Consider the following 24,605-nt stretch of genomic DNA (forward strand, 5'->3'; position numbering starts at 1 on the left):
GAGGCATCATGGCCCGCATCACTTTGAGGCAATTGCTGGATCACGCCGCCGAGCACGGCTACGGCGTGCCGGCATTCAACATCAACAATATGGAGCAGGGCCTCGCCATCATGGAGGCGGCAGCCGCGGTCGACGCCCCGGTGATCATCCAGGCCTCGCGCGGCGCGCGCGCCTACGCCAACGACATCATGCTGGCCAAGATGATCGAGGCGTTGAGCGAGATCTATCCGCAGATCCCGCTATGCATGCATCAGGACCACGGCAATGACGAAGCCACCTGCGCCACCGCGATCCAGCACGGCTTCACCTCGGTGATGATGGACGGCTCGCTGAAGGCCGACGCCAAGACCGCGGCGGATTACGACTACAATGTCGACATCACCAGCCGCGTCACCGACATGGCGCATTGGGTCGGCGCCTCGGTCGAAGGCGAGCTCGGCGTGCTGGGCTCGCTGGAACATGGCGGCGGCGAGCAGGAAGACGGCCACGGGCTGGAAGGCACCGTCAGCCAGGATCAGCTCTTGACCGATCCCGACCAAGCCGTCGACTTCGTTCGCGCCACCAAGGTCGACGCGCTGGCGATTGCGATGGGCACCTCGCACGGCGCCTATAAATTCTCGCGCAAGCCCGACGGCGATATCCTGGCGATGAAGGTCGTCGAGGAGATCCACCGCCGGCTGCCCAACACGCATCTTGTCATGCACGGCTCGTCTTCGGTGCCGCAGGAATTGCAGGACATCTTCAATGAATTCGGCGGCGGCATGCCGCAGACCTTCGGCGTGCCGGTCGAGGAGATCGTGCGCGGCATCAAGCACGGCGTGCGCAAGGTCAATATCGACACCGATTGCCGCCTCGCCATGACTGGCGTGTTCCGCAAGGTTGCGACGCAAAACAAGGCCGAGTTCGATCCGCGCAAATTCCTCAAACCGGCGATGGACGCCATGCGCGACCTCTGCCGCCAGCGCTTCGAACAATTCGGCACCGCCGGCAACGCCTCCAAGATCAAGGTGATCCCGCTGTCCGAAATGGCCAAGCGCTACAAATCCGGCGCGCTCGATCCGCAGATCAGCGCCTCCGCCGCGCGCGCCGCCGAATAATTCGCGCCGGTGCGAACCGCCGGCCTCAGACATTGTTGGAGACCAAAATGGACCAATCCGACCGCTACGCCAATCTCAAGCTGACCGAAAAAGACCTGATCGCCGGTGGCCGCCACGTGCTGTGCGCCTACATCATGAAGCCGAAGCCGGGCTTCGGCAATTATCTGCAGACCGCGGCGCATTTCGCCGCCGAATCCTCGACCGGCACCAATGTCGAGGTCTCGACCACCGACGATTTCACCCGCGGCGTCGATGCGCTGGTCTATGAGATCGACGAAGCCAAGCAGCTGATGAAGATCGCCTATCCGATCGAATTGTTCGACCGCAACATCATCGACGGCCGCGCCATGATCGCCTCGTTCCTGACGCTGACGATCGGCAACAATCAGGGCATGGGCGACGTCGAATACGCCAAGATGTACGATTTCTACGTGCCGCCGGCCTATCTGAAGCTGTTCGACGGCCCCTCGACCACGATCAAGGATCTGTGGCGCGTGCTCGGCCGGCCCGTCGTCGACGGCGGCTTCATCGTCGGCACCATCATCAAGCCGAAGCTCGGGCTGCGGCCGCAGCCCTTCGCCAATGCCTGCTACGATTTCTGGCTCGGCGGCGACTTCATCAAGAATGACGAGCCGCAGGGCAATCAGGTGTTCGCGCCGTTGAAGGAAACCGTGCGCCTGGTCAACGACGCGATGCGGCGGGCCCAGGACAAGACCGGCCAGCCAAAACTGTTCTCGTTCAACATCACCGCCGACGATCACCATGAAATGGTGGCGCGCGGCCATTACATCCTCGAGACTTTCGCCGACAATGCCGACCACGTCGCCTTCCTGGTCGACGGCTATGTCGCAGGCCCCGCCGCGATCACCACCGCGCGGCGCACCTTCCCGAAGCAATATCTGCATTACCATCGCGCCGGCCATGGCGCGGTGACCTCGCCGCAGGCCAAGCGCGGCTACACCGCCTTCGTGCTGTCGAAGATGGCGCGGCTGCAGGGCGCCTCGGGCATCCACACCGGCACCATGGGCTATGGCAAGATGGAAGGCGAAGCCGCCGACCGGGCGATGGCCTATATGATCACCGAGGATAGCGCCGACGGGCCGTATTACCATCAGGAATGGCTCGGCATGAACCCGACCACGCCGATCATCTCCGGCGGCATGAACGCGCTGCGGATGCCGGGCTTCTTCAAGAATCTCGGCCATTCCAACCTGATCATGACCGCGGGCGGCGGCGCCTTCGGCCATATCGACGGCGGCGCGGCCGGCGCCAAATCGCTGCGCCAGGCCGAGCAATGCTGGAAAGAGAGCGCGGATCCGGTGGCCTTTGCCAAGGACCACCACGAATTCGCCCGCGCCTTCGAAAGCTTTCCGCACGACGCCGACGCGCTGTATCCGAACTGGCGCAGCCAATTGGGGCTGGCGGCCGCCTGATCGCCGCGGCAATGCAATTTCTTCCGGGCTGAGTGCTGGCCCGGAAGCAAGATCTCAAACCAAAGACGATTGGTTTCGACTCTACCACGCGTCATGGCCGGGCTTGTCCCGGCCATCCACGCCTTTGACCCAAGCACAGCTTTCAAGGCGTGGATGCCCGGCACAAGGCCGGGCATGACGAACGACAGGCCGTGCCATGACTCAGCGGATGCCGGCGCGCAGGAAGCTCTGGATGAAGGCGCGCTGAAACAGCAGGAATGCGATCATCAGCGGTGCCGAGCTCATCAAGGCGGCGGCGCAGATCACCGACCAGTCGATGCCCTGATCGACCGAGGCGAACACCTGCAGGCCGACGGTTAGCGGCCTGGTCTCGACTGAATTGGTGACGATCAGCGGCCACAGGAAATTGTTCCAGTGGTAGCTGACCGAGACCAGCCCATAGGCGATATAGATCGGCTTCGCCAAGGGCAGATAGACCCGCCAGATAGTCTGCAAGGTGCTGGCGCCTTCCATCCGGGCCGCGTCGTCGAGTTCCTTGGGGATCGACTTGAAGGTCTGGCGCAGCAAGAAAATGCCGAAGGCCGAGGCCACATAGGGCAGGCCGATTCCGGTCAGCGTATCGATCAGGCCGAGCGACTGCAGCGTGCGGTAATTCTCCAGGATCAGCACGTCCGGCGTCACCATCAGCTGAATCAGGATCAGGCCGAACAGCACGTCGCTGCCGAAGAATTTCCACCGCGCCAGGCCGAACGCCGCCAGCGTGCAGATCAAGAATTGCGCCACCATGATGCCGATCACCAGCAGGATAGTATTGAGGAAATAGCGCGCGAACGGCGCGGCGGTCCAGGCATGGACGAAATTCTGCAGCGTCAGCGGCGCGGCGAGGTCGAAATGCGTGGCGTAAGCCGACGGATGAAAGCTGGCCCACAGCGCATAAAGGATCGGCAGCGCCCAGAGCAGGCCGAACAGCCAGGCGGCGCCGGTGCCGGCTATGGTGGCGAGGCGGTTCATCGATAGTGAACCTTGCGGTCGAGCAGATAGAATTGCGCCAGCGCGACGCTGCCGAGTACGCCGAGCAGCACCACCGACAGCGCGGCCGCATAGGCGGAATCCCAGAAGCTGAAGCCGACCTGATAGATATAGAACAGCAGCAACGTGCTGGCATTGTTGGGGCCGCCGCCGGTCATGGCGATGACCTGATCGACGATGCGAAACGCATTGATCAGCGCGTTGATGGCGACGAACAGCGTGGTCGGCATCACCAAGGGCCAGGTGATGCGGCGGAACACGGTCCAGCGCCCGGCATTTTCCATCCGCGCGGCTTCATACAGATCGGGCGGCACCTGTTGCAGCGCCGCCAGGAAGAAGATCATGAAGAATCCGGCCTCCTTCCAGATCGTTACCGCCATCAGCGACCACAACACGGTGTCGGTGCTGCCCAGCCAATTGACGCTGGCAAAGCCGAAGGCGCGGCCGATCTGATTCAGCAGGCCGTAATCCGACGTGTAGAAGAACAACCAGATATTGGCGGCCGCCACCATCGGCAGCACGGTCGGGGTGAAGAAGGCGAGCCGCAGCGCGGTTCGGCCCTTGATCTGGCCATTGACCCACAACGCCATGCCGAGCGCCAGCGCGATCGCCACCGGCACCGTGACGGCGGCATAGAGCAGGTTATTGTTGAACGCCTTCCAGAAGATCGGGTCCGCCAACATGGTGTGATATTGGTCGAGGCCGACGAACATCGCCCGCCGTCGCCCTCGCGGGGTCGAATAGAAGCTATCGATGATGGTGACGATCGCCGGAATGTGCGTGAAGGCTGCCAGCAGCAGCACCGCCGGCAATGCCAGCAGCCAGCCTTGGAGATGGATATTCACTCGGGTGCTGCGTGCGGCCATCGGGTCTCGTCGAGCAAAGAAAGAAAACGGCGGGAGCCGGACAGCTCCCGCCGCGCGGCGCTTACTTCTGATACGGCTTCAGGATGCGGGTGGCTTCGGCCTGGGCTTGGTCCAGCGCCTGCTTGGCGGGCTTTGCCCCGGTCAGCACCGCCTGCAGCGCGTCGTTGAGCGTCTTGGTGACGCGCTGGTTGTCGTGGGTCGACAATTCGGCCACTGCCTCCTTGAGCTGGTCGCGCGCGACCGCGGCGGGCGGGAAGTCGGTGGCGTAGCTCTTCATCGCCTCGGTCTGCCAGGCATCGGGGCGCACCGCGATGTAACCGGTGGCCATGCCCCAGTCGGCGGCTTTTTCCGGCGTGGTCAGGAAGCGGGCGAAGGCGAGCGCGGCCTGTTGCTTGGCTTTGTCCTTGCCCTTGAAGATATAGATATTGCCGCCGCCGGTCGGCGAACCGCCGCGCACCTTCGTCGGCAATGGCGCCACGCCGAATGCGAATTTCGCGTTCTTCTTGACGTTGGTGAGGTTGCCGGTGGTGGTCCACATCATCGCGGTCTTGCCCTCGAAGAAATCCTTCGGCGTGGTGCCCCATTCGATAATGCCCTTGGGCATCACTTGGTATTTCTGGCCGAGGTCAGCGAAGAATTGCGCGGCCTCGATCACCTTGGGGTCGTTGAACGCCACCTTGGTGCCGGTATCGTTGGCCAGGATGGCGCCGTTCTGCGTGGTCAGAGCCTGGAACAGCCAATAGGGGAAACCCGAGGACGGGATTTCGATGCCCCATTGCGAGACATTGCCGGACTCATCCTTCTTGGTCAGCTTCTTGCCGAACGACACCATCTCGTCCCAGCTGCCGGGCGCCCTGTCCGGATCGAGGCCGGCGGCCTTGAACAGATCCTTGTTCCAATATTGCACGATGGTGCTGCGCTGGAACGGAATGCCCCAGCTATGGCCTTCGGACTGGCTGTTTTCCATGAAGGCCGGATAGAATGCCTTGATCCAGGCCTTGTCGTCGGCGCTGGTGGCCAGCGTGTCGATCGGCACGATCAGATCGTCGTCGATCAGCGAGAACATGTCGGTCGACAGCAGCACCGCCAGGTCGGGGGCGCTGCCGGCCTTCGCCGCCGTCATCGCCTTGACCACCGAATCCTGATAGCTGCCGGTATAGACCGGCTTCACGGTGATATCCGGATGCGCCTTGGTGAATTCGGCGGCATAGCCATCGACGATCTTGGTGATCGGGCCGCCGACCGCGATCGGGTAATAGAAAGTGATCTCGGTTGCGGAGGCGACCGAGCCGCCGATCAGCAGTGCTGCGATTGCGGCACCCGTCATGCGGGCAAAATTCTTCATGCTGTGATGCTCCCCTGTCGTTGGGTGGAAGGATGGAACGCCGAGGCGGGCGTCGCGCCGGCGAGACGTTGGCCGCTTGCGGCATCGAAAACATGCGCCGCCATTGGCTCCCAGAAGAGGCCGACCTTGGCTCCGACCGAGGGCGCAGCGGCGCCGCGGCTGCGGGCGAGGATGGTCCGGTCGCCCAATTGGCAGCTAACCAGCGCCTCTGCGCCGAGATATTCGACCGCTGTGACAACCGCGTGAATTTGCGCGCGCAAGCCACCGCTATCGATGGCGACATCTTCCGGGCGCAGACCGAGCACGCGGCCGCGGCCGGGCGCGTTCGGCATGATCAATGACTGCGTGCCGGCGATCACGGCGCCGGCCTTGCCATCGTCGAGATCGAGCATGGTCATCGGCGCGCCGCCGATGAAGCGCGCGGTGAACATCGTGGCGGGGCGCTCGTAGAGATCCGCCGGCGTGCCGTTCTGCTCGATCTTGCCGGCGCGCATCAGGATGACGCGGTCGGCCATGCTCATGGCTTCGGTCTGGTCGTGGGTGACATAGACCATGGTGATGCCGAGCCGCTGCTGCAGCGCGCGGATTTCGTGGCGCAGATCCTGGCGCAGCTGCGCGTCGAGATTCGACAGCGGCTCGTCGAGCAGGCAGACCGGCGCCTCGGCAATCAGGGCACGGCCGAGTGCGACGCGCTGCTGCTGGCCACCGGAGAGTTGTCCGGGCTTGCGCCGCAGCAGCGGTTCCAGCCCGAGCAGCTCGGCGATCTTGTCGAGCCGCTGTCCCGTCTCCTGCTTCGACACGCCGCGCACCGACAGGCCGAAGGTGATGTTGTCGGCCACGCTCAGATGCGGAAACAGCGCATAGGATTGAAACACCATGGCGACGCCGCGCGCCGAGCCGGTGAGGCCGGCGACATCGCGGCCCTCGATCTCGATTCGACCGGAGCGCGGCTCGTCGAGCCCGGCGATCAGCCGCAACATGGTCGATTTTCCGCAGCCGGACGGTCCGAGCAAGACGACGAGTTCGCCTTTTTCAACGACGAACGAGACGTCGTCGAGCGCCCGCGTCGCCCCCCACGCCTTGGTGATCGATCGAATCTCGACGCTCATCATGATTTTCTCCGATCGGTTGGCGGCGTGCGCCAACGCTCGATATGATTGTCTGATGAAGCTTATGTGACATTCATCCAGCGCGACCCGAGGAGAGGTGACTCGCAGGGAGAGTCGCAACAACCGCAGATAGCGGGAGGGTTTTTCGCTCGCTCGGCTGCCGGCAAACATCGACCGGCTTGTGGGCCGGCGGCGCGCCGTCCAAAGTCGTAGCGCACATAAAAAGGGTAAAGCACTTGGCTGAATCACGCGAGCCGGCGAGCCGGTTCTATCAATCCCAGGGCCTGCAATTGCATTATGCTGACTGGGGCAATCCAACCGCGCCGCCGCTTGTGCTGATTCATGGCAGCCGCGATCATTGCCGCAGCTGGGACAGTGTCGCGCGCGCCCTGCAGCCGCACTTCCATGTGCTGGCGCCGGATCTGCGCGGCCATGGCGATTCGGAATGGGCCAGGGGCAGCAGCTACAGTCTCGCCGATCATCTCTATGATGTCGCCGGCTTGCTGCAGGCCGAAGCCATCGACGTGGCCACGGTGGTCGGACACTCGCTGGGCGGGATGATTGGATTAGCCTTCGCGGGGACCTATCCGCACAAGGTGTCGCGCCTGGTGGTGCTGGACGGCGCGTTCCTGCCCAGTCCGCCCGCGATTCCGATCGACCAACAGATCGCCGCCTGGGTGGCGCAGCTCGATGGCATTTCGAATGCAAATGCGCGCAGCTTTCGCACCCTCGACGAAGCGGCAGAGCGCATGTCGGCGCACAACAGACGATTGACGCCTGAGCAGGCGCTGCATCTGGCGCGCCACGGCGTCAGAAAGAATCAAGATGGCAGTTTCAGCTGGAAGTTCGACAAATATCAGCAGGTGCGGGCGCCATACCGATTGTCGGCAGAGGATTACATCGCGCTGTGGTCGCGTATCGCTTGCCCGACCCTGTTGTTGTTCGGCGACGAGAGCTTTCTTTCGGGGCCTGACAGAACGGGGCTGCTGCGGCACTTCAGTCAGGCTGAGGCGAAGACCATCGCGGGCGCGGGGCATTGGCTGCATCACGACAGGCTGGATGATGTTGTCGCCGCGCTGCGTTCGTTCCTCGAGATCGGTGGCCGTATCGAATAGGCGTTTGCACCAACACCTGTGCCGTCGGCAATGTGCAAGCCGCGCTTGGGTTGAGCGAGAGCATCCAGGGGTGTATACGGGAGTTCCAATCGATCGTGCGGGCATATGCCGCAGCGCGTGAGGCAGTCGTCGTTACCCTAAGATTGTAGGGTCGAGTGCCATAAAGATTTGTGCCGTCACTCTGTGACACGGACATCAGCGTCGGATCGAGGTCCGTCGTGTCGCAGGAGTGTGGATGAGATTGAAGCCGACCCTTGCCTGTTTGACGATTCTAAACTTGCTCGGCTCGGTGGCGTGGCCCGCGACAGCGCAGGCTTTCGATTTTTTCGGTCTGTTCGGCACATCGGTTCCCGAACCTTCGCAACAAGCGCTGCCCTATCAGGTCAAGATCGAGGTTTCGGGTGCCGCTGACGGTCTCGCGGACATTCTGCAGCAGGCCTCGGTTCTGTACCGTCTGCGCCTGAAGCCGCCGGTTGACGGGCAGGCGCTCGGCCGGCGCGTGAATGAGGATTTGACCTCGCTGATGGATGCGGTGTGGAGCGCCGGCTATTACGACGCGCGCCTGCATATCTATGTGGCGGGAACCGAGATCGGCAAGAGCTCCGGTTCCAGCCTCACGACGGCGGCGGAGAGTTTCCGCGGCCGCGAGGTGGTGCCGATCCGAATCGCGGTCGAGCCCGGACCGCTGTATACGGTGCGCAATATCCGGATCGTCGATGCGGCGACGCAACGGCCGTTTGCCGAAGATCAGCGTCTGCGCGGGCAAATCAAGCTGCAGCCCGGCGCGGCTGCGCGCAGCAACGATTTGCGCGACGCGGCGGTTGGGATCATCGAGTTTTTCCGCGCGCAGGCCCATCCGCTGGTCAAGATCCAGCGGATCGAGCCGGTTGTGTTCCATACGCTCAACGTGGTGGATGTGACCTATCAGGTCGCGCCGGGCGCCGAGGCGACGTTCGGCGATGTCGCCGTCACCGGCAATTCCGACGTCGATCCGGCGGTGGTGCGCTCCTATATCTATATCGAGCGTGGCGATCCCTATTCGCCGGTGGCGCTCGAGCAGACCCGCAAGTCGATCCAGACACTTCCGGCGATCGGATCGGTGCGTCTGCGCGAAGCCGATGGGCTCGATGCCGCGGGTGCGCTGCCGGTGTCGGCCGAACTGACCGACCGCAAACTACACGTGGTCGGATTCGGCGCGCAATATTCCACCCTCGACGGCCCGGCGCTGCGCGCCTACTGGCAGCATCGCAGCCTGTTCGGCGGTGCCGAGAGCCTGCGCGTCGAGGGCAATTTCTTCATCCCGCCGCGCAATACGACCTCGCTGCTCGATACTCTGAAGGACCTTCGTCCATCGGATATCGGCGGGCGGGTCAAGGTCGGCTTTATCAAGCCGGCGCTTCAGGGCAGCCGCAACGATCTGTTGCTGGATGCGATGGTCGAGCGCGACCGCACCGGCGGCGATGTCTATGGCGGCTATAGCAGCGACCGCGTCGTCACTACGGCGGCGGTTCGCCATCGTTTCAGCTATCATCTATCGGCCCAGATCGGGGCGGAGTATGAGCGCGGACGCTCGATCGATACGTTGGGAACGCTGGACTACACGCTGGTCGGCATTCCGGTCTCCGTCACCTACGATTCGACGGATCATCTGCTCGACCCGACCAAGGGCATGCGCGTTACCGCGGCGGTGACGCCCTATGCCTCGTTCCTGGGGTCGTCGGTGGATCTGGTTCAGAGCAGTATCCGCGCCTCGACCTATTATTCGCTCGACGAGAAATCGCGCCGGATCCTGGCCGGCCGGGTGGCGCTGGGCTCGATCCTCGGCGCCGGCATCGGCGACATTCCGGCCACGCATCGATTCTATGCCGGCGGCGGCGGATCGGTGCGCGGCTTTCGTTATCGCAGCCTCAGCCCGCTCGGCCCCACGGGCCAGGTGATCGGCGGGCGCAGCCTGCTCGAAGCGTCGTTCGAGGCGCGGCTCAAGGTCACCGATACGATCGGCGTCGTTCCGTTCATCGATATGGGCGGCGCGTTCCAATCGGCCTATCCGGATTTCAAGGAGCCGTTGCGCTACGCGGCCGGGCTGGGGCTGCGCTACTACACGGCGATCGGTCCGATCCGGCTCGATGTCGCCTTGCCGCTGAACCGGCGCCCGGGCGACGATGCCTATGGGGTGTATTTCGGCATCGGACAGGCTTTCTGACATGACGCTGATTCGCCCACGCAGCCTGGTCTATGGATTCGTCGCCACCGTGCTCCTCGCGGCGATCGCGTTTGGCTCCACCATGGTCTCCTATGGGGCTAGCGATGAAAAAGGCATTCTGGCCGCGACGATCTCCCGGGTGCTGACGACGCCAACCTCGTCGGTGTCGATCGGCGAAGTCGAGGGCGCATTGTCGTCGAACGCAACGGTGCGCGATATCGCGATCGCGGATCGCGACGGCGTGTGGTTGAAGCTCGATCAGGTGCATCTGGTGTGGCGGCGCACGGCCTTGCTGCTCGGTCGCATCGAGATCGACAGTCTCGAAGTCGGGACCTTGCAGATCCTGCGTCGGCCGGTGCCGTCGGAGGACGTGGTTGCCAGCGACGAGCCGATCCTGCCGACGCTGCCGGTCAAACTCGTCGTCAAGAATTTCAACCTTCAGACCCTCGATCTGGGCGAGCCCGTGGCCGGCGTCGCGGCGAAGCTGTCGGCCACCGGCAACGTCACATTGGGCAATCCGTCCGAAGGCCTCGCCGTCAATTTCGACGCCAAGCGCATCGATGCCGACGGAACCTTCACGCTGCGGCTGTCGCTGGTGCCGGAGACGTCGAAGCTCGATATCGCGCTGAAGCTCGACGAGCCCGCCGGCGGCCTGGTGGCGCATGCCATCAACCTGCCGGGCGATGCGCCGATCGTCGGCACGGTCAAAGGCGCCGGCACGCTGGACGATTTCGCGGCGCGGCTCGATTTCGATGCCGGCGACGGCATTCAGGCCAATGGGTCGGCGCGGCTGCTCCGCCGCGGCGACGGCCGCGATCTGGCGCTCGATCTTGCGGCGAAGATCGCCGGCATGCTTCCGGCTCCCGCGGCCCCGGTGTTCGCCGGGACCACGCGCCTCACCGGCAATATGACCTTCGCCGATAGCAGCGCGGTCGACATCTCGGCGCTGTCGCTGGTGTCCTCGGCGGCGCGTCTCGACATTCGCGGCCAGCTGTCGTCGGACCAGATCGCCGATCTGACGATCTCGGCGCGCGCGATGCCCAATGACGGCCAGCAGACCAGCCTCGACCGCGCGGCGATCAAGACCCTGACATTCGACGCCACCGTCAAGGGCGCGCTGGCCGGCCCGCGGGTCGATGCGTCGCTCGCGCTGGAAGACGGCCGGATCGACGGCTACAGGCTGGGCAGTCTGCGCGCGGCATTTCATGCCACGCCGAGCGGCGGCCTGACCGACGAGGCCACGTCGGTTCCGTTCCAGGCCAGCGCCAGCGCCAGCGGCCTCGCCTTCGCCGACCCGGCGATGACGCGCGCGATCGGCCCGACCCTCTCCGCCACATTCGAAGGCGTCACCAAGGGCGGTGTCGCCGAGATCGCCAATTCGGAAATCCGCACCGAGACCGCGCGTGCGACATTTGTCGGCACGGCGGGCTCGGCGCAGCTGCGCGGGCGGCTGTCGCTGCAGGCACCGGATCTCGCCCGCTTCGAACGTCTGCTCGACACCAGACTGCGCGGCCGGCTCGATCTGACCGCCGATTTCGACGGCACCCCGAAGACCGGGGCGATCGGCGCGCAGCTCGATGGCAAGGTCCAACGCTTCGCCTCCGGCATCGCGGCGATCGACGGGCTGCTCGGCACGGATCCGACGCTCTCCGGTTACGCCGGCACGATTGCCAAGGGCGGCTACAGGTTCCGCGACTTCAAGCTGAGCAGCGCCCATGCGGTGGCGCGGATCGATGGCGCGGCGGACCCCGCGCAGGCCGCGATCAAGGCCTCGGTCGAGATCGACAACCTCGCCAGCGCCGACAAGCGCCTGAGCGGGGCGCTGTCCTCGGCCGCCACCATCTCCGGAACGCTGGCGCGGCCAAATCTGTCGGCTTTGGTCGGCATCGATCGCGGCACCGCGCTCGGGCGTCCGCTGCGCGATATCAAGCTGCGGATCGAAGCCACCGACCTGCTGCAGGCGCCCAGCGGGCGCGCCTCGCTGGGTGGCATGATTGACGGCAAGCCGGCGCGTGGCCAGGTGCAGGCCGCCCGCGGAGCGGATCTGGGATGGCGGCTCGACGGCATCGATCTGCGGATCGGCTCGGCGACCGCGGTCGGTCAGGCGGCGCTGACGGCGGACCGGCTGGCGAGCGGCCAATTGCATCTCGACATTCCCAGCCTCGACGATCTTGCGCCCTTGTTGCTGACGCCGATGTCCGGCCAGCTTGTCAGCGACCTTGCGCTGTCGGCGGCCGATGGGCGGCAGGATGGCCGTTTCACCGTGCGCGGCACCGATCTGAAATTCGGCGCATCCCGCGTCGATCGGATCGACGGCGACATCGCCGTCAGCGATCTGCATCTGCATCCGGTCGTCGACGGCACGATCTCGATCGGCAAGGCGGTGGTGGGCGGCGAGGTCTTGAGCAAGCTGCGCTTGACCGCCAAGGGGGCGACCGATGCCAGCGACATCGCGATCACCGCGCAAGGCCGCGGCATCGCGCTGGAGGCGCGCGGCCGGTTGCTGGCCACCCAGGCCTTGCAGTTCGATCTCGCAAGCTTCTCGGCCCGTCGCGGCGCGCATCGCATCGGCTTGCAGCGTCCGTCCTCGTTGCGCTGGAGCGACGGCGATTTGCGGATCAGCGATCTGGCGCTGAGCCTCGATCGCGGCCGGCTGGCGCTCGACGGCCGGTTCGGGACGTCGCTCGACGTCACCCTGCGCGCCGACAAGGTGCCGCTCGCCATCGCCGACATGGTGGCGCCGGAGCTTGGGCTGGTGGGCTCGCTCGATGCCTCGGCGCGGCTGACCGGCACGACGGCGCGCCCGACCGGTCCGTGGACGATGCGCATCGCCGGCGTGGCCGCGGCGCAGACCCGGCAATTCGGGCTTCCGCCGGCGACCATCGTCGCGCGCGGACAATTGGCCGACGGCAAGACCACGATCGATGCGTCGGTCGCTGCCAGCGGCGCCGGAACGCTCAAGGTACAAGGCGTCGTGCCGATCGATGGCGGCGCGATGGATCTGACGGTGCGGGGCAACGGCAACGCCAAGATCGCCAATTCGGCGATCGGCGCCACCGGCCTCGCCGTCGGCGGCGACGTCGCGGTCGATCTGCGCGTTCGCGGCACGCCGAGCGAGCCCGACATCGCCGGCACCGCCACGCTGGCGCGCGGCAGTTTCAGCGACCTCGATACCGGCATCAAGCTGACGGATATCAATGGCCGGCTGTCGGCGAAGGACAAGACGATCACGATCGTCAAGCTCACCGCCCATACGCCAAAGGGTGGCGTGGTGAGCGGCAGCGGCACTGTCCGCCTCGACGCCGATGCGGGCTTTCCCGGAAAATTGCAGCTCAGCGGCAAGCGGGCGAGCCTGACCAAGGAGGATCTCGTCAGCGCGGTCGCCGATTTCGAGATGCGCTTGTCCGGGCCGCTGGCGCGCGATCCGAATATTTCCGGACGGGTCGACGTGGTCTCGCTCGACGTCACCATCCCCGAGAGCCTGCCGATGACGGTGCGGCCGATCGCCGGCACCCGGCATGTGAATGCGCCGCCCGCCGTCAAGCGCCGCCTCGCCGCCAAGGCCAAGGCCCGGCGTGACAGTCACAAGGCAGTGCCGTTCGACGCCGCGCTGGATCTGACGATTTCCGCGCCGAACCGGATTTTCGTGCGCGGACGCGGCGTCGATGCCGAACTCGGTGGCCAGCTGCGGGTTGGCGGACGGCTCAGCCAGCCGACCACGTTCGGCGCCTTCGAGCTGCGCCGCGGCCGGTTCTCGATCGCCGGCAATCAGCTCGACTTCACCCGCGGCCGGCTGACATTCGAGGGCGACCTGACGCCGCAACTGGATTTCGCGGCCGATACACGCCAAAGCGATATCACCGCGCATATCCTGATCACCGGCAGTGCCGCCAGCCCGCAATTCGCGTTCTCCTCGGACTCCGGTCTGCCGCAAGACGAGGTGCTGTCGCGCATTCTGTTCTCAAAGGCGTCCGGCAGCCTGTCGCCGATCCAGGCCTTGCAGCTGGCGCAGGCCGCCGCGCAATTCGCCGGCGCCGGCGGACCCGACGTGTTCGATCGGATTCGCCGCTCGCTCGGCGTCGACAGTCTGAACATCTCGCAGAGTCAGAACGGCGACCCGACTGTCGGGGTGTCGCGCGCGATCAACAACCGTCTCAGCGTCGGCGTCAAAGGCGGCGCGCGCCCCGAAGACAATGGCGTGTCGCTGGATTTCGATCTGACGCGGCGCTTGCGGCTGCAGGGCGAGGTCAACAGCAAGGGCGGCATCGGCGCCGGCGTCGGGGCCGAGTGGGAATATTGAGGTAACGAGCTGACAGCGGCACATTGCGCGCTTTGTCGCTGGCAACGGCCGCGACCATGTTCCGCGACCGCAGGACAGCCAATCAGCTGTCCTTCTTGCCGCCAAAGAGTCGCTTCAACAGGCCCGGCCGTTCCGGCCCCTTCACGGTCTCGAACCCGGCCTTGCGCCACGCCAGGATGCCGCCGCTGATTGCATAGGCCGCCTCGCAAACGCCCTGCGCCTTGGCGGCGATCTGCCCGGAATACATCCGGGTCCGTGCACCCGAATGGCAGAAGAAGATCGCCTTGCGGCCGCGGGCCGCTTGCAGATCGGCGCTGTTGAAAGCGGTCAGCGGCATCGCCACGGCCCCATCAATATGCTCGCGCGCGATCTCATGGCGTTCGCGGATATCGATCAGCACCGCGCCCTCGGCAACGAGGCGATGGGCCTCGAGCGCAGATATCGGTTTCACAGTCATGGCGTTGGTGCTCCGCAAAATTGAGGTCGGTCGGATCGGTAGTCGTTCAGGTCCGGGCTCGCGCCGAATTGAATCGCGCGGCGCCGGCTCGACACCGCAACGCCGTCGCGGCGCACGGGCTGCAAATCCGAGCCGCAGCTTGTGATATGCTTCTTCCGCTGGCGTCCCTGGACGTATTGGCTTGGGCCAATACCTCTTGATTCCACGCGCAGGCCGGCGCGTCTGTGACGATGTCACTGCGGCTGTTGCCGCGCAGGATTATGCGCTCAGGTTACGCCGGCGTGATCTCGATCGCGCAATCAACCGAGGGCCGAGGCGATCATGACATCCGAAGAATTCAACCGCTGGGAAGCCAGGTTCTCGAGCCCCGATTTCGTGTTCGGCACCGAGCCCAATGCCTTTCTGGCCTCGTGCCGCGAACTGTTGCCGAGCCAAGGGCGGGCGCTGGCGATCGCCGACGGCGAGGGCCGCAACGGGGTGTTTCTGGCGCAATGCGGATTGTCGGTGACGTCGGTCGATTTCTCACCGGCGGCGCAGCGCAAGGCGCAGCGTCTGGCCGAAGCAAAGGGGGGTTCGATCGCGGCGCAGACTGCCGACATCCTGGCGTGGGATTGGCCGACCGGCTTCGACGTCGTCGCCGGAATCTTTTTTCAGTTTGCCGCTCCGGAAGATCGCCGGAAGATTTTCAGCGGCATCCGCCAAGCCCTCAATCCGGGCGGGCTGCTGCTGATCCAGGGCTATCGGCCAAAACAGCTGATCTACAAGACCGGCGGCCCGAGCCGCGCCGAGAATCTCTACACCAGGCAGATGCTCGAGGAGGTGTTTGCGGATTTCGACAATCTGTCGATCAAGGAGCACGACAGCGTCATCCATGAAGGCGCCGGCCATGGCGGCATGTCGGCGCTGATCGATCTGATCGGCTGGAAGCGCCCCTGAACAACAGCGCCGCGCGCTTGCGGCGCTCAGGCCTGCGCCACCGCCTCGCTCCAGGGGTGGGCGATCTCGGCGGCGCCGCTATTGGTGTCGCCGTCGCGCTCGACCACGCTGGGGCAGGCGAATTTCATCGGGAAGGTCTGCACGCGCGCTTCTTCAAAGTCGAAGCGCTGCCGCAGCTGGTCGCGGATCGTCGCAGGCAGCCGGGCATCGCCGATCACCACCGCGCCTTCGCTGGCGTCGATCCGCGGCTGGTGGATCGCCGCGTCCAGATCCATGCCGTAATCCATCATGAAGGACAGCATCTGCGTCACCGCCGGCAGGATGCGGCGGCCGCCGGATGCGCCGAGCGCCATGCGCCGGCCATCGCCGGCCTGCGCCAGCACCGGCGTATAATTGGTCAGGCAGCGTTTGCCCGGCGCCAGCGAATTGGTGCCGCCCGGCGTCGGATCGAACCACATGATGCCGTTGTTCACGGTCACGCCGCTTTCCGGCAGCACGAATTTGGAGCCGAAGGTCGACAACAGGGTCTGGGTGACCGCCGCCATATTGCCGTCGCGATCGACCACCGAGAAATGCGTGGTGCAGGCCGGTGCGAGATATTCCGCGCCGAGGGCGCGGCGGCCGGCGGCGTCGCCCATGTCCTGCAGGCGTTCCAGATAGGCCGATTGCAGCGCCAGCGCATAGGCGATGTAGGCCGCCGCGTCCGGGCCGCCATCGCCGGCCTTCAGGTCCTGCTGCAGCAGGCGTAGCGCATGGGCCAGCGTCGGGCCGGCGGTGAGTTCGGGCGTGGCGTAGACCGTGCCGCCGCGATAGGGGATCGCCAGCGGCTCGCGGCCGTAAGCGCGGAACGCGGCGAGGTCCTCGACGGTCAGGGCGCCGCCATTGGCCTTCATGTCATTGGCGATGCTGCGCGCCAGATCGCCCTCATAGAAATCGCGCGGTCCCTGTTGGGCCAGCTGCGCCAGCGTCGCCTTCAGGCGATCCTGCGGCAGCCGGACCTCGGATTTGATGCCCCAAGGCGCCTGCGGCGGCAGGCCGTCTTTCAGATAGGCCGCCGCGCTCGCCGGATAGCGCCGCAGATCCGCCGCCGCGCTGCCGATCATCAAGGTGGTCCACCAATCGACCGCAAGGCCCGCATCGGCAAGTTCGATGCTCGGGGCCACGAGCTCCTGCCAGGGCAGCCTGGCGTGGCGCCGATGCGCCTCTTCCATGCCGGCCACGACGCCCGGCACCGCGACCGAGCCGGGGCCGTGCAGATTGCGGTCGTCCTTCACCCGCGGCCAGGGAAACAGGTCGGAGGCCGCGCCGGCGCCGCTCAAGGGATAATCTTCGGGGCGCAGGCTGTTCGGCGCGCGCATGCCGTAATCGATCACCTCGTAGCGGTCTTCCTTGGCGCGGTAGAGCACCATCGCGCCGCCGCCGCCGATCCCGCTCATCCACGGCTCCAGCACGCCCAGCGCGAAAGTCGTGGCGATCACCGCGTCGATGCAATCGCCGCCGGCCGCCAGCACCGCGGCGCCGACTTCGGCCGCCTTGCGCGACTGCGCGGCGACGATGCCGCCTTTGGACATCACCGCCGGCTTGCGGATTTGCTGGGCGTTGCTGAACTGATCGCGCATGGACCTGCTTTCGCCGCTCATGGATAAGTTGTCGGGATTGCCAATATCGATGCTTTGGGATTAGCCGATTGCCCGATCGGCGGCAACGGTCGACCACGCGAGCTTGGCGTTGGGATCGCTGCTCTGCATCTGCTGCAGCTCTGATACCGTTCTGGTTGTGGTGGCGGCGGCGCGCCGCCTCCTCTCACAGATGCGCGAGATAATGCGCCAGCGCGTAAATCTCTTCTTCGCTGAGCTGGTAGGCGACGTCGGCCATCGCCGCCATGCCGCCGCCGTAGCGCTGGCCGGATTTGAATTCGTTGAGCGCCTTGATCAAATATTCCTCGCGCTGTCCGGCGATCCGCGCGGCGGCCTTGGCGCCCGCATAGCTGTCGGTGTGGCAGGAGGCGCAGCGCCGCCCGGCCGCGGCCTCGGCCCCCTTGCGCGACAGCTCTGGGTTGTCGTCGGGCTTCTTGCCCTGCATCGGCGGCAGTGAGGCAAAATAGGCGCCGAGATTGCGGATGTCCTCATTGCTGAGCTCCTCGATGATCGGCCGCATCTGCGCGTTCTGCCTGGTGCCGCTGCGGAAGAACACCAGCTGCCACTGGATGAACAGATCGGGCTGGCCGGCCAGCGACGGCGTGTATTCGGTGTTCGAGATGCCGTTGTCGCCATGGCAGCCGGCGCACAGCTCGGCCTTTTCCTTGCCGGCCTCAATATCGGCGGCGCGAAGCGGGGCGGTGAACACGGCAAGGCCGAGTAAAGCGGCGGCCAGGCCGCGAGTGGTGATCCGCATTCTATTTTCCCTGAAAGTCCGACCGAAGAAGAAACCACAAAAATCAAGCTTGATCCGTCATTGCGAGCCGAGGTCGGCGCGCAGCGCTGTCCGACAGCGAAGCAATCCAGGGGCGCCAGGCAGGGACTGGATTGCTTCGTCGCAAGAGCTCCTCGCAATGACGGTCTTGAAGGCTTGGTTTCATGGACCGCATCTTGAGTCAGCCTCGGAGGCCGTTAGTCCGGGTGAATGTGGCGAGACGAGCCTGGCAATCGAACCTGCTCACCAACACCGTCATGGCAGGGACAAGGCCGGCATGACGCGAGGCAATGCCGAAACGGTGCGTCGACCACGCTGCGCACGCAGCTGCGGGATCGCCGCAGCCGCGTGCATCGCTGTTACTTGCTGTAGCTGATGCGATAGATCGCGCCGGCCCAGTCGTCCGCGACCAGGATCGAGCCATCCTTGTCCAGCAGGATATCGGTGGGGCGGCCGAGATAGCCCTGGTCGCCCTCGATCCAGCCCGACGCGAACACTTCCTCTTTGGCGTTCTTGCCGTCCGGATCGACGGTCACCTTCATGATCCGACCGCCCTGATATTTATGCCGGTTCCAGGAGCCGTGCTCCGCGATCAGGATGCTGTTCTTGTAGTCCGCCGGAAACTGATTGCCGGTATAGAACTTCATCCCGAGCGGAGCGACGTGAGCGCCGAGATTCAGCACCGGCGGAGTGAACTCCGAGCATTTGTGGCCCATGGCGAATTTCGGATCCGGCATGTCGCCCTGGTGACAATAGGGATAGCCGAAATGCTCGCCGAGATGCGAGCTCATGTTGAGCTTGTCGCTCGGCTTGTCGTCGCTGATCCAGTCGCGGGCGTTCTCGGTGAACCAGTATTTGCCGCTGCGCGGGTCGATGTCGCCGCCGACCGAGTTGCGCACGCCGAGCGCCACCAGCTCGGCATTGCCGGTCTTCGGATCGACCCGGCGGATCTGCGACACCGAGGTCGGCGGAATGCCGATGTTGAAGGGAGGTCCGAACGGGATGTAGAACCAGCCATCCTTGTCGGCCACCAGATATTTCCAGCCATGGGCGACGTAAGACGGCATGTCGTCATACACCACCTTGCCGTCGCCGACCTTGTCCAGATTGGCTTCGACATTGTCGTAGCGGATCAGTTTGTCGATATCGATCACGTAGAGCGCGCCGTTTTGGAAGGCGAGGCCGGTGGGCATCTTCAGGCCCTTGATGATGGTCTTGACCTCGCGCTTCTCGCCCTTGGGACTGATGGCGTAGACATCGCCGAGTCCGAACGAGCCGACGAACAGCGTGCCATTGTCGCCCCAGGCCATTTGCCGCGCCGCCAGCACGCCTGACGCATAGACCTCGATCTTGAAGCCGTCCGGCAGCTTGATCTTCTTCATCATCGATGCGAGTTCAGCGTCGGAGGCACCGGTCGGCGGACCGGCCGGCGGCGCCAGACCCTTCTGGGCCTCGGTTTCGTCGCCGAGGAACCAGTCGTCCGGCGGGTGAGTCCAGAATTCCTTGGTGCCGGATTGATAGCTCTTGAGCTTGCCCTCCGCGCTGGCCTGGCCGATCGTCGCTATCGCGAGGATCGCCGCGCACGCGGCCGCAGATCGACTGAGGATCGATTTCATGGCGCCACTCCCTTGGGCGACCGTCTAGCCGGCCGCATATTGTTTTGATCTTATGTTTTGAAGGTCGAAACTAAGTACTCAAACGTGAACATTCTGGGCTGCACAGCAGATCAGCGCGGCAATGCTAACATAACTTCTGCCGCTGTGAAGCTTGCCGCGCTGCTCCAGCCGGTCGCCATGATCAAGCGTCGGGACAACCGGCAGGGAACTCTCGACATTGCTCCACGTTGTGCCTTGCAACGAAGATTGTTGCGGCGCGCGCGTGCGCTGCGAGGACCGGGTTTGCAGCAAGGGACCGCAACTACGCGCTTGCGCGTCAGTTGTTGTCGACTTATCTTTCAATTGAGTGCGGCGACAGCACCGCAACCAACCGGGAGGACGAAAATGGCTTGGAAAACTCCGAGGATCGTCGAAGTGTCCGTGGGAATGGAAATCAACATGTATGCTTGCGCGACCCGCAAGTAACAATCGGCCACGCCCTGTGCGGGCGGGTCGGCCGAGAGCTTAGGCTGTCCCGTTCTGTTCAGGTCGATATGTTGATGCGTCGAGACTTCCCGGGAGACGAGTGATGTTGCACGCCGTCATTCTGGGGGCCGGCGCGGGTGGCGGCGTGCCGCAATGGAATTGCGGTTGCCCGGTCTGCCAGGAGGCACGCAGCGGCGTTGCGCATCTGATGCGCTCGCAGGCGTCGATTGCGGTCAGCGCCGACAATGAACACTGGTTTTTGATCAACGCCTCGCCGGATCTGCGCCAGCAATTGAATGCGACGCCGCAGTTGCATCCGAAGGTGGGGCATCTGCGACACAGCCCGGTCTGCGGCGTGATCCTGACCAATGGCGAGATCGATGCCGTCGCGGGGCTGTTGTCGATGCGCGAAGGCTCGCCATTTGCGATCTACGCCCATCCCAAGGTTCTGGCGATCCTGAAATCCAACAGCATCTTCAACGTGCTCGGTGACAGAGTGCGGCGTGAGCCGATCGCGATCGATCGGCCATTCGAGCCGGCGCTGCAGGACGGTACGCCGTCGGGTCTGGAGATCACGCCGTTCGCGGTCGCGGGGAAGGGCGCCTGGTATCTGGAGGGTCAGGCGCATCCGGGTGGTACCGACGACGCGGGCGATACGCTCGGATTGCGCATCAGCGACAAGGCGACCGGCAAGCATCTATATTTCGTCGCGGCCTGCGCGGAGGTGACGGACGACCTCAAGGCGCGCCTCGCCGGCGCACCATTGGTGTTGTTCGACGGTACGGTGTGGCGCGACGACGAATTGATCGCCGCCGGCCTCGGCCACAAGACCGGCCAGGCGATGGGACACATCGCGATGTCGGGAGACAATGGCGCCATCGCCGCATTGGCCGATCTCGGCATCGGCCAGAAGATCTTTCTGCATATCAACAATTCCAACCGGGTGTTACTGTCCGGGTCGACGGAATTTCAGATCGCCGAGCGCGCGGGATGGCAAATTCCGGTCGACGGGCTGGAGGTCATAGTATGAATGCGATGACAGCCTTTTCCCTTGCCGGGGCCGCGCCCCTGCAATCCGCCGCCGACCTCGAAGCGGCGCTGCGCCAGATCGGCGCGACGCGCTATCATAATCTGCATCCGTTTCACCGCCTGCTGCATGGCGGCAAGCTGAACAAGGGGCAGGTGCAGGCCTGGGCGCTCAATCGCTATTATTATCAGAGCTCGATTCCGATCAAGGACGCGGTGGTGATCTCGCGGTTTCGCGATCGCGCCACCCGGGTCGAATGGCGGCACCGGATCGAGGATCATGACGGCGATCTCGGCGCCGAGGGCGGCATCGAGCGCTGGCTCAAGCTGACCGATGGGCTCGGCCTCGACAGCGCCTATGTGCAATCCACCGAGGGCATTCTTCCGGCGACCAGGTTCGCGGTGGATGCCTATGTGCATTTCGTCCGCGACAAGACCCCGCTCGAGGCGATCGCCTCGTCGCTGACCGAGCTGTTCGCGCCGAACCTGCACGAGGAGCGGATCGCCGGCATGCTGGCGCATTACGACTTCGTCAATCCCGACATCATGAGTTATTTCAGTCGCCGGCTGACGCAGGCACCGCGCGACGCCAATTTCGCGCTCGACTACGTCAAGCAACATGCCACTACCCCGGCGGAGCGCGAGGCAGTGTGCAATGCGCTGATCTTCAAGACCAACGTGCTGTGGGCGCAGCTCGACGCGCTGCATCACGCCTATGTGGAGGGCTTCGTGCCGCCCGGCGCCTTCGTGCCGGCGGCGAGTTGAAGGTCGGCCGATGACGTTGCGAAGCCGCCATATCAGCGTCAGCGAGATCAGCCGCCCGATATTGCCGCGGCATGCGAAACTGCGCTTCGACGAGACGCGGCAGCGCTGGGTGGTGTTGGCGCCGGAGCGCGTGCTCGCGCCCGATAATATCGCGGTTGAAATCCTGCAGCTGTGCGACGGCGTTCGCTCGGTGGCGCAGATCATCGATCAGCTGGCGGCCAAATATGTGGCGCCACGCGAGCTGATCGGCGCCGACGTCATCGCCATGCTGCAGGATCTCGGCGACAAGGGGTTTCTGACCGAAGCACGGGAGCCGGCACCATGAGCCCGACACTGCGCGATCCGCCGCCCGCAACCGCCGATCCGTCGGATGGCGTCGCCATCCTGGAGCAGGGCAGATCGGTCGCCGAGACTTTTGGCATCCCGCTGGCGGTGCTGGCCGAACTGACGCATCGCTGTCCGCTGCAATGTCCCTATTGCTCCAATCCGCTTGAGTTGGAGCGCAGCCGCGCTGAACTGAGCACTGAGGAATGGAAGAAGGTACTCAGCGAGCTCGCCGACATCGGCGTGCTGCAGATCCACTTTTCCGGCGGCGAGCCGGCCGCGCGCAACGATCTGGTCGAGTTGGTGCAGCACGCCAGCGACGTCGGGCTTTACTCCAACCTGATCACCTCCGCGGTGCTGCTGACCCGCGAGCGGCTGAAGGCACTGGCCGATGCCGGCCTGTGCCATATCCAGATCAGCTTTCAAGGCAGCGAGGCCGGCGTGGCCGATCGCGTGGCCGGGCTGGACAAGGCGCATGACAAGAAACTGGAGGTCGCGCGCTGGAGCCGCGAACTGGATCTGCCATTGACCGTCAATGCGGTGATGCATCGGCAGAATCTGCATCAGCTTGCCGACATCATCGAGATGGCGGTGGCGCTCGACGCCGACCGGCTCGAAGTGGCCAATGTGCAATATTACGGCTGGGCGCTGAAGAACCGCGCCGCGCTGATGCCGACGCTGGCGCAGATCGACGACGCGACCCGGATGGTCGAAGCGGCGCAAGCGCGGCTGAAGGGTGTTCTCACCATCGACTATGTGGTGCCGGATTATTACGCGTTGCGGCCGAAGAAATGCATGGGCGGCTGGGGCCGGCAGTTTTTCAATATTTCGCCGACCGGCAAGATTCTGCCGTGCCACGCTGCCGAGACCATCACCGGGCTGGAATTCGAATCGGTGCGCAGCAATCACTCGATCGCCTGGATCTGGCAAAATTCGCGAGCGTTGAATCGTTATCGCGGCACCGGATGGATGAAAGAGCCTTGCGCAAGCTGTGCCTATAAGGAGATCGATTTCGGCGGCTGCCGCTGCCAGGCCTTCGCGCTGACCGGCGACGCCGGCAACACCGACCCGGCCTGCACGCTGTCGCCGATGCACGAGGACGTTTTCAAGATTGCCGAACGCGAGGCCGGCGGCGAGAGCACGCGCTTCATCTACCGTAATTTCAGCGGCGGCAGCCTCGAGCCGGACGATGGCGCGACGGGTACCTAGCGGCTGATATCAGCACTCCATGCGACGCCGTTGCGCGATTATTCAGTTGGTAACGATGTAAGGCATTCGGTAGATGTCCGAGATGTCCTCGATTGGCCACCGTGTTAGACTTGGAAACAAATCTAACTCAGGGAGCGATCGAGATGTGCGTCGTATGCGGAGATAATAATCACGACGAGCGGATGAGTTCGTCACGTCGCTCGATCCTGCAATTCGCCGCCGCATCGGCGGTCGGGCTGGCGTTGAGCGCGCCCGCCAGCGCCAAGGACGCGAAGGCGCCGCCGAAGCCGCAAAACGTCGTCTCGCCCGAAGAGTCGATGGAGCTGCTGCTGAAAGGCAATGAGCGTTACGTCAAAGGCAAATCGAAGCTGCACGATTTCAAGCACGAACGCGAGGCCCTGGTCTCGGGCCAAAATCCCTATGCCAGCGTTCTCAGCTGCGCGGATTCGCGGATCGCGCCGGAATATGCCTTCGACAGCGGCCGGGGTGATCTGTTCGTCTGCCGGGTCGCGGGAAATTTCGCCAATGACGACACCGTCGCCAGCCTGGAATATTCCGTGGCCGTGCTCAACACGCCGCTGATTCTGGTGCTGGGTCACGACCGCTGCGGCGCCGTCGACGCGACCATCAAATCACTCAAGGACGGCACGACGCTGCCCGGACATCTGCCGTCGCTGGTAACGGCGATCGCCCCAGCGGTGAAAGCGGCGGCGCAACAGCCCGGCGACGCGCTCAACAATGCGATCCGGCAGAATGTGCGCGACAATGTCGCCAAGCTGAAGGCGGCGGGGCCGATTCTCAGCGCCGCGGTCGAGGCCGGCAAAGTCAAAGTGGTCGGCGGCATCTATCGGCTGACCGACGGTCGGGTTGAAATGCTCTCTTGAGCGCCTGACTCAAA

Annotated in this window: 20 protein-coding genes; 12 read left to right on the forward strand and 8 right to left on the reverse strand. The window is 64.6% G+C overall.

The features are described from left to right. Positions 1–8 precede the first annotated feature (8 nt). Together fba and RBJ75_RS23180 are read left to right on the forward strand one after the other, a co-directional pair. Positions 9–1,097, forward strand: coding sequence for a class II fructose-bisphosphate aldolase (fba, locus tag RBJ75_RS23175; protein ID WP_317528541.1), 1,089 nt, complete (start codon positions 9–11; stop codon positions 1,095–1,097). Between the two features lie 47 nt (positions 1,098–1,144). Further along, positions 1,145–2,530, forward strand: a complete 1,386-nt coding sequence (locus tag RBJ75_RS23180; RefSeq protein ID WP_044418808.1) for a ribulose-bisphosphate carboxylase — start codon at positions 1,145–1,147, stop codon at positions 2,528–2,530. A gap of 201 nt (positions 2,531–2,731) precedes the next feature. Here RBJ75_RS23180 and RBJ75_RS23185 read toward each other — a convergent pair whose 3' ends face one another. From RBJ75_RS23185 to RBJ75_RS23200, 4 genes are all read right to left on the reverse strand, one after another. Continuing rightward, positions 2,732–3,541, reverse strand: coding sequence for a carbohydrate ABC transporter permease (locus RBJ75_RS23185; RefSeq protein WP_044415362.1), 810 nt, complete (start codon positions 3,539–3,541; stop codon positions 2,732–2,734). Beyond that, positions 3,538–4,425, reverse strand: coding sequence for a carbohydrate ABC transporter permease (locus RBJ75_RS23190; RefSeq protein ID WP_044415360.1), 888 nt, complete (start codon positions 4,423–4,425; stop codon positions 3,538–3,540). Before RBJ75_RS23190 ends, RBJ75_RS23185 begins: the two co-directional genes overlap by 4 nt. Positions 4,426–4,486: 61 nt before the next feature. After that, the gene (locus RBJ75_RS23195) at positions 4,487–5,770 is read right to left on the reverse strand and encodes an ABC transporter substrate-binding protein (RefSeq protein ID WP_044415359.1); all 1,284 of its coding nucleotides are present in this window, start codon (positions 5,768–5,770) and stop codon (positions 4,487–4,489) included. Further along, a complete protein-coding gene (locus RBJ75_RS23200; RefSeq protein WP_080901160.1) occupies positions 5,767–6,882 on the reverse strand; it encodes an ABC transporter ATP-binding protein in 1,116 nt (371 codons plus the stop codon). The genes RBJ75_RS23195 and RBJ75_RS23200 overlap by 4 nt, the downstream gene beginning before the upstream one ends. A gap of 176 nt (positions 6,883–7,058) precedes the next feature. Here RBJ75_RS23200 and RBJ75_RS23205 point away from each other — a divergent pair, with 176 nt between their 5' ends. The 3 genes from RBJ75_RS23205 to RBJ75_RS23215 all read left to right on the forward strand — a co-directional run bounded on the left by RBJ75_RS23205 (position 7,059) and on the right by RBJ75_RS23215 (position 14,497). Beyond that, positions 7,059–7,994 carry an alpha/beta hydrolase gene (locus RBJ75_RS23205; protein ID WP_317528542.1) on the forward strand — a complete coding sequence of 312 codons (936 nt, stop codon included), beginning with the start codon at positions 7,059–7,061 and terminating at the stop codon, positions 7,992–7,994. Between the two features lie 235 nt (positions 7,995–8,229). Next, complete coding sequence (locus RBJ75_RS23210; protein WP_276156884.1) at positions 8,230–10,197, forward strand: autotransporter assembly complex protein TamA; 1,968 nt, start codon at positions 8,230–8,232, stop codon at positions 10,195–10,197. Position 10,198: 1 nt separating this feature from the next. Further along, positions 10,199–14,497 (forward strand): translocation/assembly module TamB domain-containing protein, encoded by a 4,299-nt coding sequence (locus RBJ75_RS23215; protein ID WP_052628773.1) that lies wholly within the window; start codon positions 10,199–10,201, stop codon positions 14,495–14,497. Positions 14,498–14,579: 82 nt separating this feature from the next. On the opposite strand, the gene RBJ75_RS23220 is transcribed toward RBJ75_RS23215, so the two are convergent. After that, positions 14,580–14,954: a rhodanese-like domain-containing protein gene (locus tag RBJ75_RS23220; RefSeq protein ID WP_044404865.1), complete on the reverse strand. Its 375-nt coding sequence runs from the start codon at positions 14,952–14,954 to the stop codon at positions 14,580–14,582. 321 nt (positions 14,955–15,275) lie between these two features. On the opposite strand from RBJ75_RS23220, the gene RBJ75_RS23225 reads away from it, so the two are divergent. Beyond that, positions 15,276–15,890, forward strand: coding sequence for an SAM-dependent methyltransferase (locus RBJ75_RS23225; protein ID WP_044404867.1), 615 nt, complete (start codon positions 15,276–15,278; stop codon positions 15,888–15,890). Positions 15,891–15,916: 26 nt separating this feature from the next. On the opposite strand, the gene RBJ75_RS23230 is transcribed toward RBJ75_RS23225, so the two are convergent. From RBJ75_RS23230 to RBJ75_RS23240, 3 genes are all read right to left on the reverse strand, one after another. Further along, complete coding sequence (locus RBJ75_RS23230) at positions 15,917–17,509, reverse strand: gamma-glutamyltransferase family protein (protein ID WP_044404922.1); 1,593 nt, start codon at positions 17,507–17,509, stop codon at positions 15,917–15,919. 184 nt (positions 17,510–17,693) lie between these two features. After that, positions 17,694–18,284 (reverse strand): c-type cytochrome, encoded by a 591-nt coding sequence (locus RBJ75_RS23235; RefSeq protein WP_044404870.1) that lies wholly within the window; start codon positions 18,282–18,284, stop codon positions 17,694–17,696. Between the two features lie 377 nt (positions 18,285–18,661). After that, positions 18,662–19,918: a PQQ-dependent sugar dehydrogenase gene (locus tag RBJ75_RS23240; RefSeq protein WP_044404873.1), complete on the reverse strand. Its 1,257-nt coding sequence runs from the start codon at positions 19,916–19,918 to the stop codon at positions 18,662–18,664. A 384-nt stretch (positions 19,919–20,302) separates the two neighbouring features. Between RBJ75_RS23240 and pqqA the strand changes: the two genes are divergently transcribed. The 6 genes from pqqA to RBJ75_RS23270 all read left to right on the forward strand — a co-directional run bounded on the left by pqqA (position 20,303) and on the right by RBJ75_RS23270 (position 24,591). Then, positions 20,303–20,383, forward strand: coding sequence for a pyrroloquinoline quinone precursor peptide PqqA (pqqA, locus tag RBJ75_RS23245; RefSeq protein WP_152647564.1), 81 nt, complete (start codon positions 20,303–20,305; stop codon positions 20,381–20,383). Positions 20,384–20,486: 103 nt separating this feature from the next. Then, complete coding sequence (gene pqqB, locus RBJ75_RS23250) at positions 20,487–21,413, forward strand: pyrroloquinoline quinone biosynthesis protein PqqB (RefSeq protein ID WP_044404875.1); 927 nt, start codon at positions 20,487–20,489, stop codon at positions 21,411–21,413. Continuing rightward, entirely contained in the window at positions 21,410–22,174 is a 765-nt protein-coding gene (pqqC, locus tag RBJ75_RS23255) for a pyrroloquinoline-quinone synthase PqqC (protein ID WP_044404878.1), read from the forward strand. The genes pqqB and pqqC overlap by 4 nt, the downstream gene beginning before the upstream one ends. A 16-nt stretch (positions 22,175–22,190) precedes the next feature. Further along, positions 22,191–22,499: a pyrroloquinoline quinone biosynthesis peptide chaperone PqqD gene (gene pqqD / locus RBJ75_RS23260; RefSeq protein ID WP_173427310.1), complete on the forward strand. Its 309-nt coding sequence runs from the start codon at positions 22,191–22,193 to the stop codon at positions 22,497–22,499. Next, the gene (gene pqqE, locus RBJ75_RS23265; protein ID WP_044404884.1) at positions 22,496–23,707 is read left to right on the forward strand and encodes a pyrroloquinoline quinone biosynthesis protein PqqE; all 1,212 of its coding nucleotides are present in this window, start codon (positions 22,496–22,498) and stop codon (positions 23,705–23,707) included. Before pqqD ends, pqqE begins: the two co-directional genes overlap by 4 nt. A gap of 182 nt (positions 23,708–23,889) precedes the next feature. Further along, on the forward strand, positions 23,890–24,591 hold the full coding sequence (locus tag RBJ75_RS23270; RefSeq protein WP_234707293.1) for a carbonic anhydrase: 702 nt from the start codon (positions 23,890–23,892) through the stop codon (positions 24,589–24,591). Positions 24,592–24,605: the final 14 nt, after the last annotated feature.

This window comes from Rhodopseudomonas sp. BAL398 (genome assembly GCF_033001325.1).
GTDB lineage: Bacteria > Pseudomonadota > Alphaproteobacteria > Rhizobiales > Xanthobacteraceae > JARJEH01.

Excerpts from the sequence above, each read along its gene's own strand:
- fba (WP_317528541.1), top strand. The coding sequence starts at position 9 with ATGGCCCGCATCACTTTGAGGCAATTGCTGGATCACGCCGCCGAGCAC.
- RBJ75_RS23180 (WP_044418808.1), top strand. The coding sequence starts at position 1,145 with ATGGACCAATCCGACCGCTACGCCAATCTCAAGCTGACCGAAAAAGAC.
- RBJ75_RS23185 (WP_044415362.1), bottom strand. The coding sequence starts at position 3,541 with ATGAACCGCCTCGCCACCATAGCCGGCACCGGCGCCGCCTGGCTGTTC.
- RBJ75_RS23190 (WP_044415360.1), bottom strand. The coding sequence starts at position 4,425 with ATGGCCGCACGCAGCACCCGAGTGAATATCCATCTCCAAGGCTGGCTG.
- RBJ75_RS23195 (WP_044415359.1), bottom strand. The coding sequence starts at position 5,770 with ATGAAGAATTTTGCCCGCATGACGGGTGCCGCAATCGCAGCACTGCTG.
- RBJ75_RS23200 (WP_080901160.1), bottom strand. The coding sequence starts at position 6,882 with ATGATGAGCGTCGAGATTCGATCGATCACCAAGGCGTGGGGGGCGACG.
- RBJ75_RS23210 (WP_276156884.1), top strand. The coding sequence starts at position 8,230 with ATGAGATTGAAGCCGACCCTTGCCTGTTTGACGATTCTAAACTTGCTC.
- RBJ75_RS23215 (WP_052628773.1), top strand. The coding sequence starts at position 10,199 with ATGACGCTGATTCGCCCACGCAGCCTGGTCTATGGATTCGTCGCCACC.
- RBJ75_RS23220 (WP_044404865.1), bottom strand. The coding sequence starts at position 14,954 with ATGACTGTGAAACCGATATCTGCGCTCGAGGCCCATCGCCTCGTTGCC.
- RBJ75_RS23225 (WP_044404867.1), top strand. The coding sequence starts at position 15,276 with ATGACATCCGAAGAATTCAACCGCTGGGAAGCCAGGTTCTCGAGCCCC.
- RBJ75_RS23230 (WP_044404922.1), bottom strand. The coding sequence starts at position 17,509 with ATGCGCGATCAGTTCAGCAACGCCCAGCAAATCCGCAAGCCGGCGGTG.
- RBJ75_RS23235 (WP_044404870.1), bottom strand. The coding sequence starts at position 18,284 with ATGCGGATCACCACTCGCGGCCTGGCCGCCGCTTTACTCGGCCTTGCC.
- RBJ75_RS23240 (WP_044404873.1), bottom strand. The coding sequence starts at position 19,918 with ATGAAATCGATCCTCAGTCGATCTGCGGCCGCGTGCGCGGCGATCCTC.
- pqqA (WP_152647564.1), top strand. The coding sequence starts at position 20,303 with ATGGCTTGGAAAACTCCGAGGATCGTCGAAGTGTCCGTGGGAATGGAA.
- pqqB (WP_044404875.1), top strand. The coding sequence starts at position 20,487 with ATGTTGCACGCCGTCATTCTGGGGGCCGGCGCGGGTGGCGGCGTGCCG.
- pqqC (WP_044404878.1), top strand. The coding sequence starts at position 21,410 with ATGAATGCGATGACAGCCTTTTCCCTTGCCGGGGCCGCGCCCCTGCAA.
- pqqE (WP_044404884.1), top strand. The coding sequence starts at position 22,496 with ATGAGCCCGACACTGCGCGATCCGCCGCCCGCAACCGCCGATCCGTCG.
- RBJ75_RS23270 (WP_234707293.1), top strand. The coding sequence starts at position 23,890 with ATGAGTTCGTCACGTCGCTCGATCCTGCAATTCGCCGCCGCATCGGCG.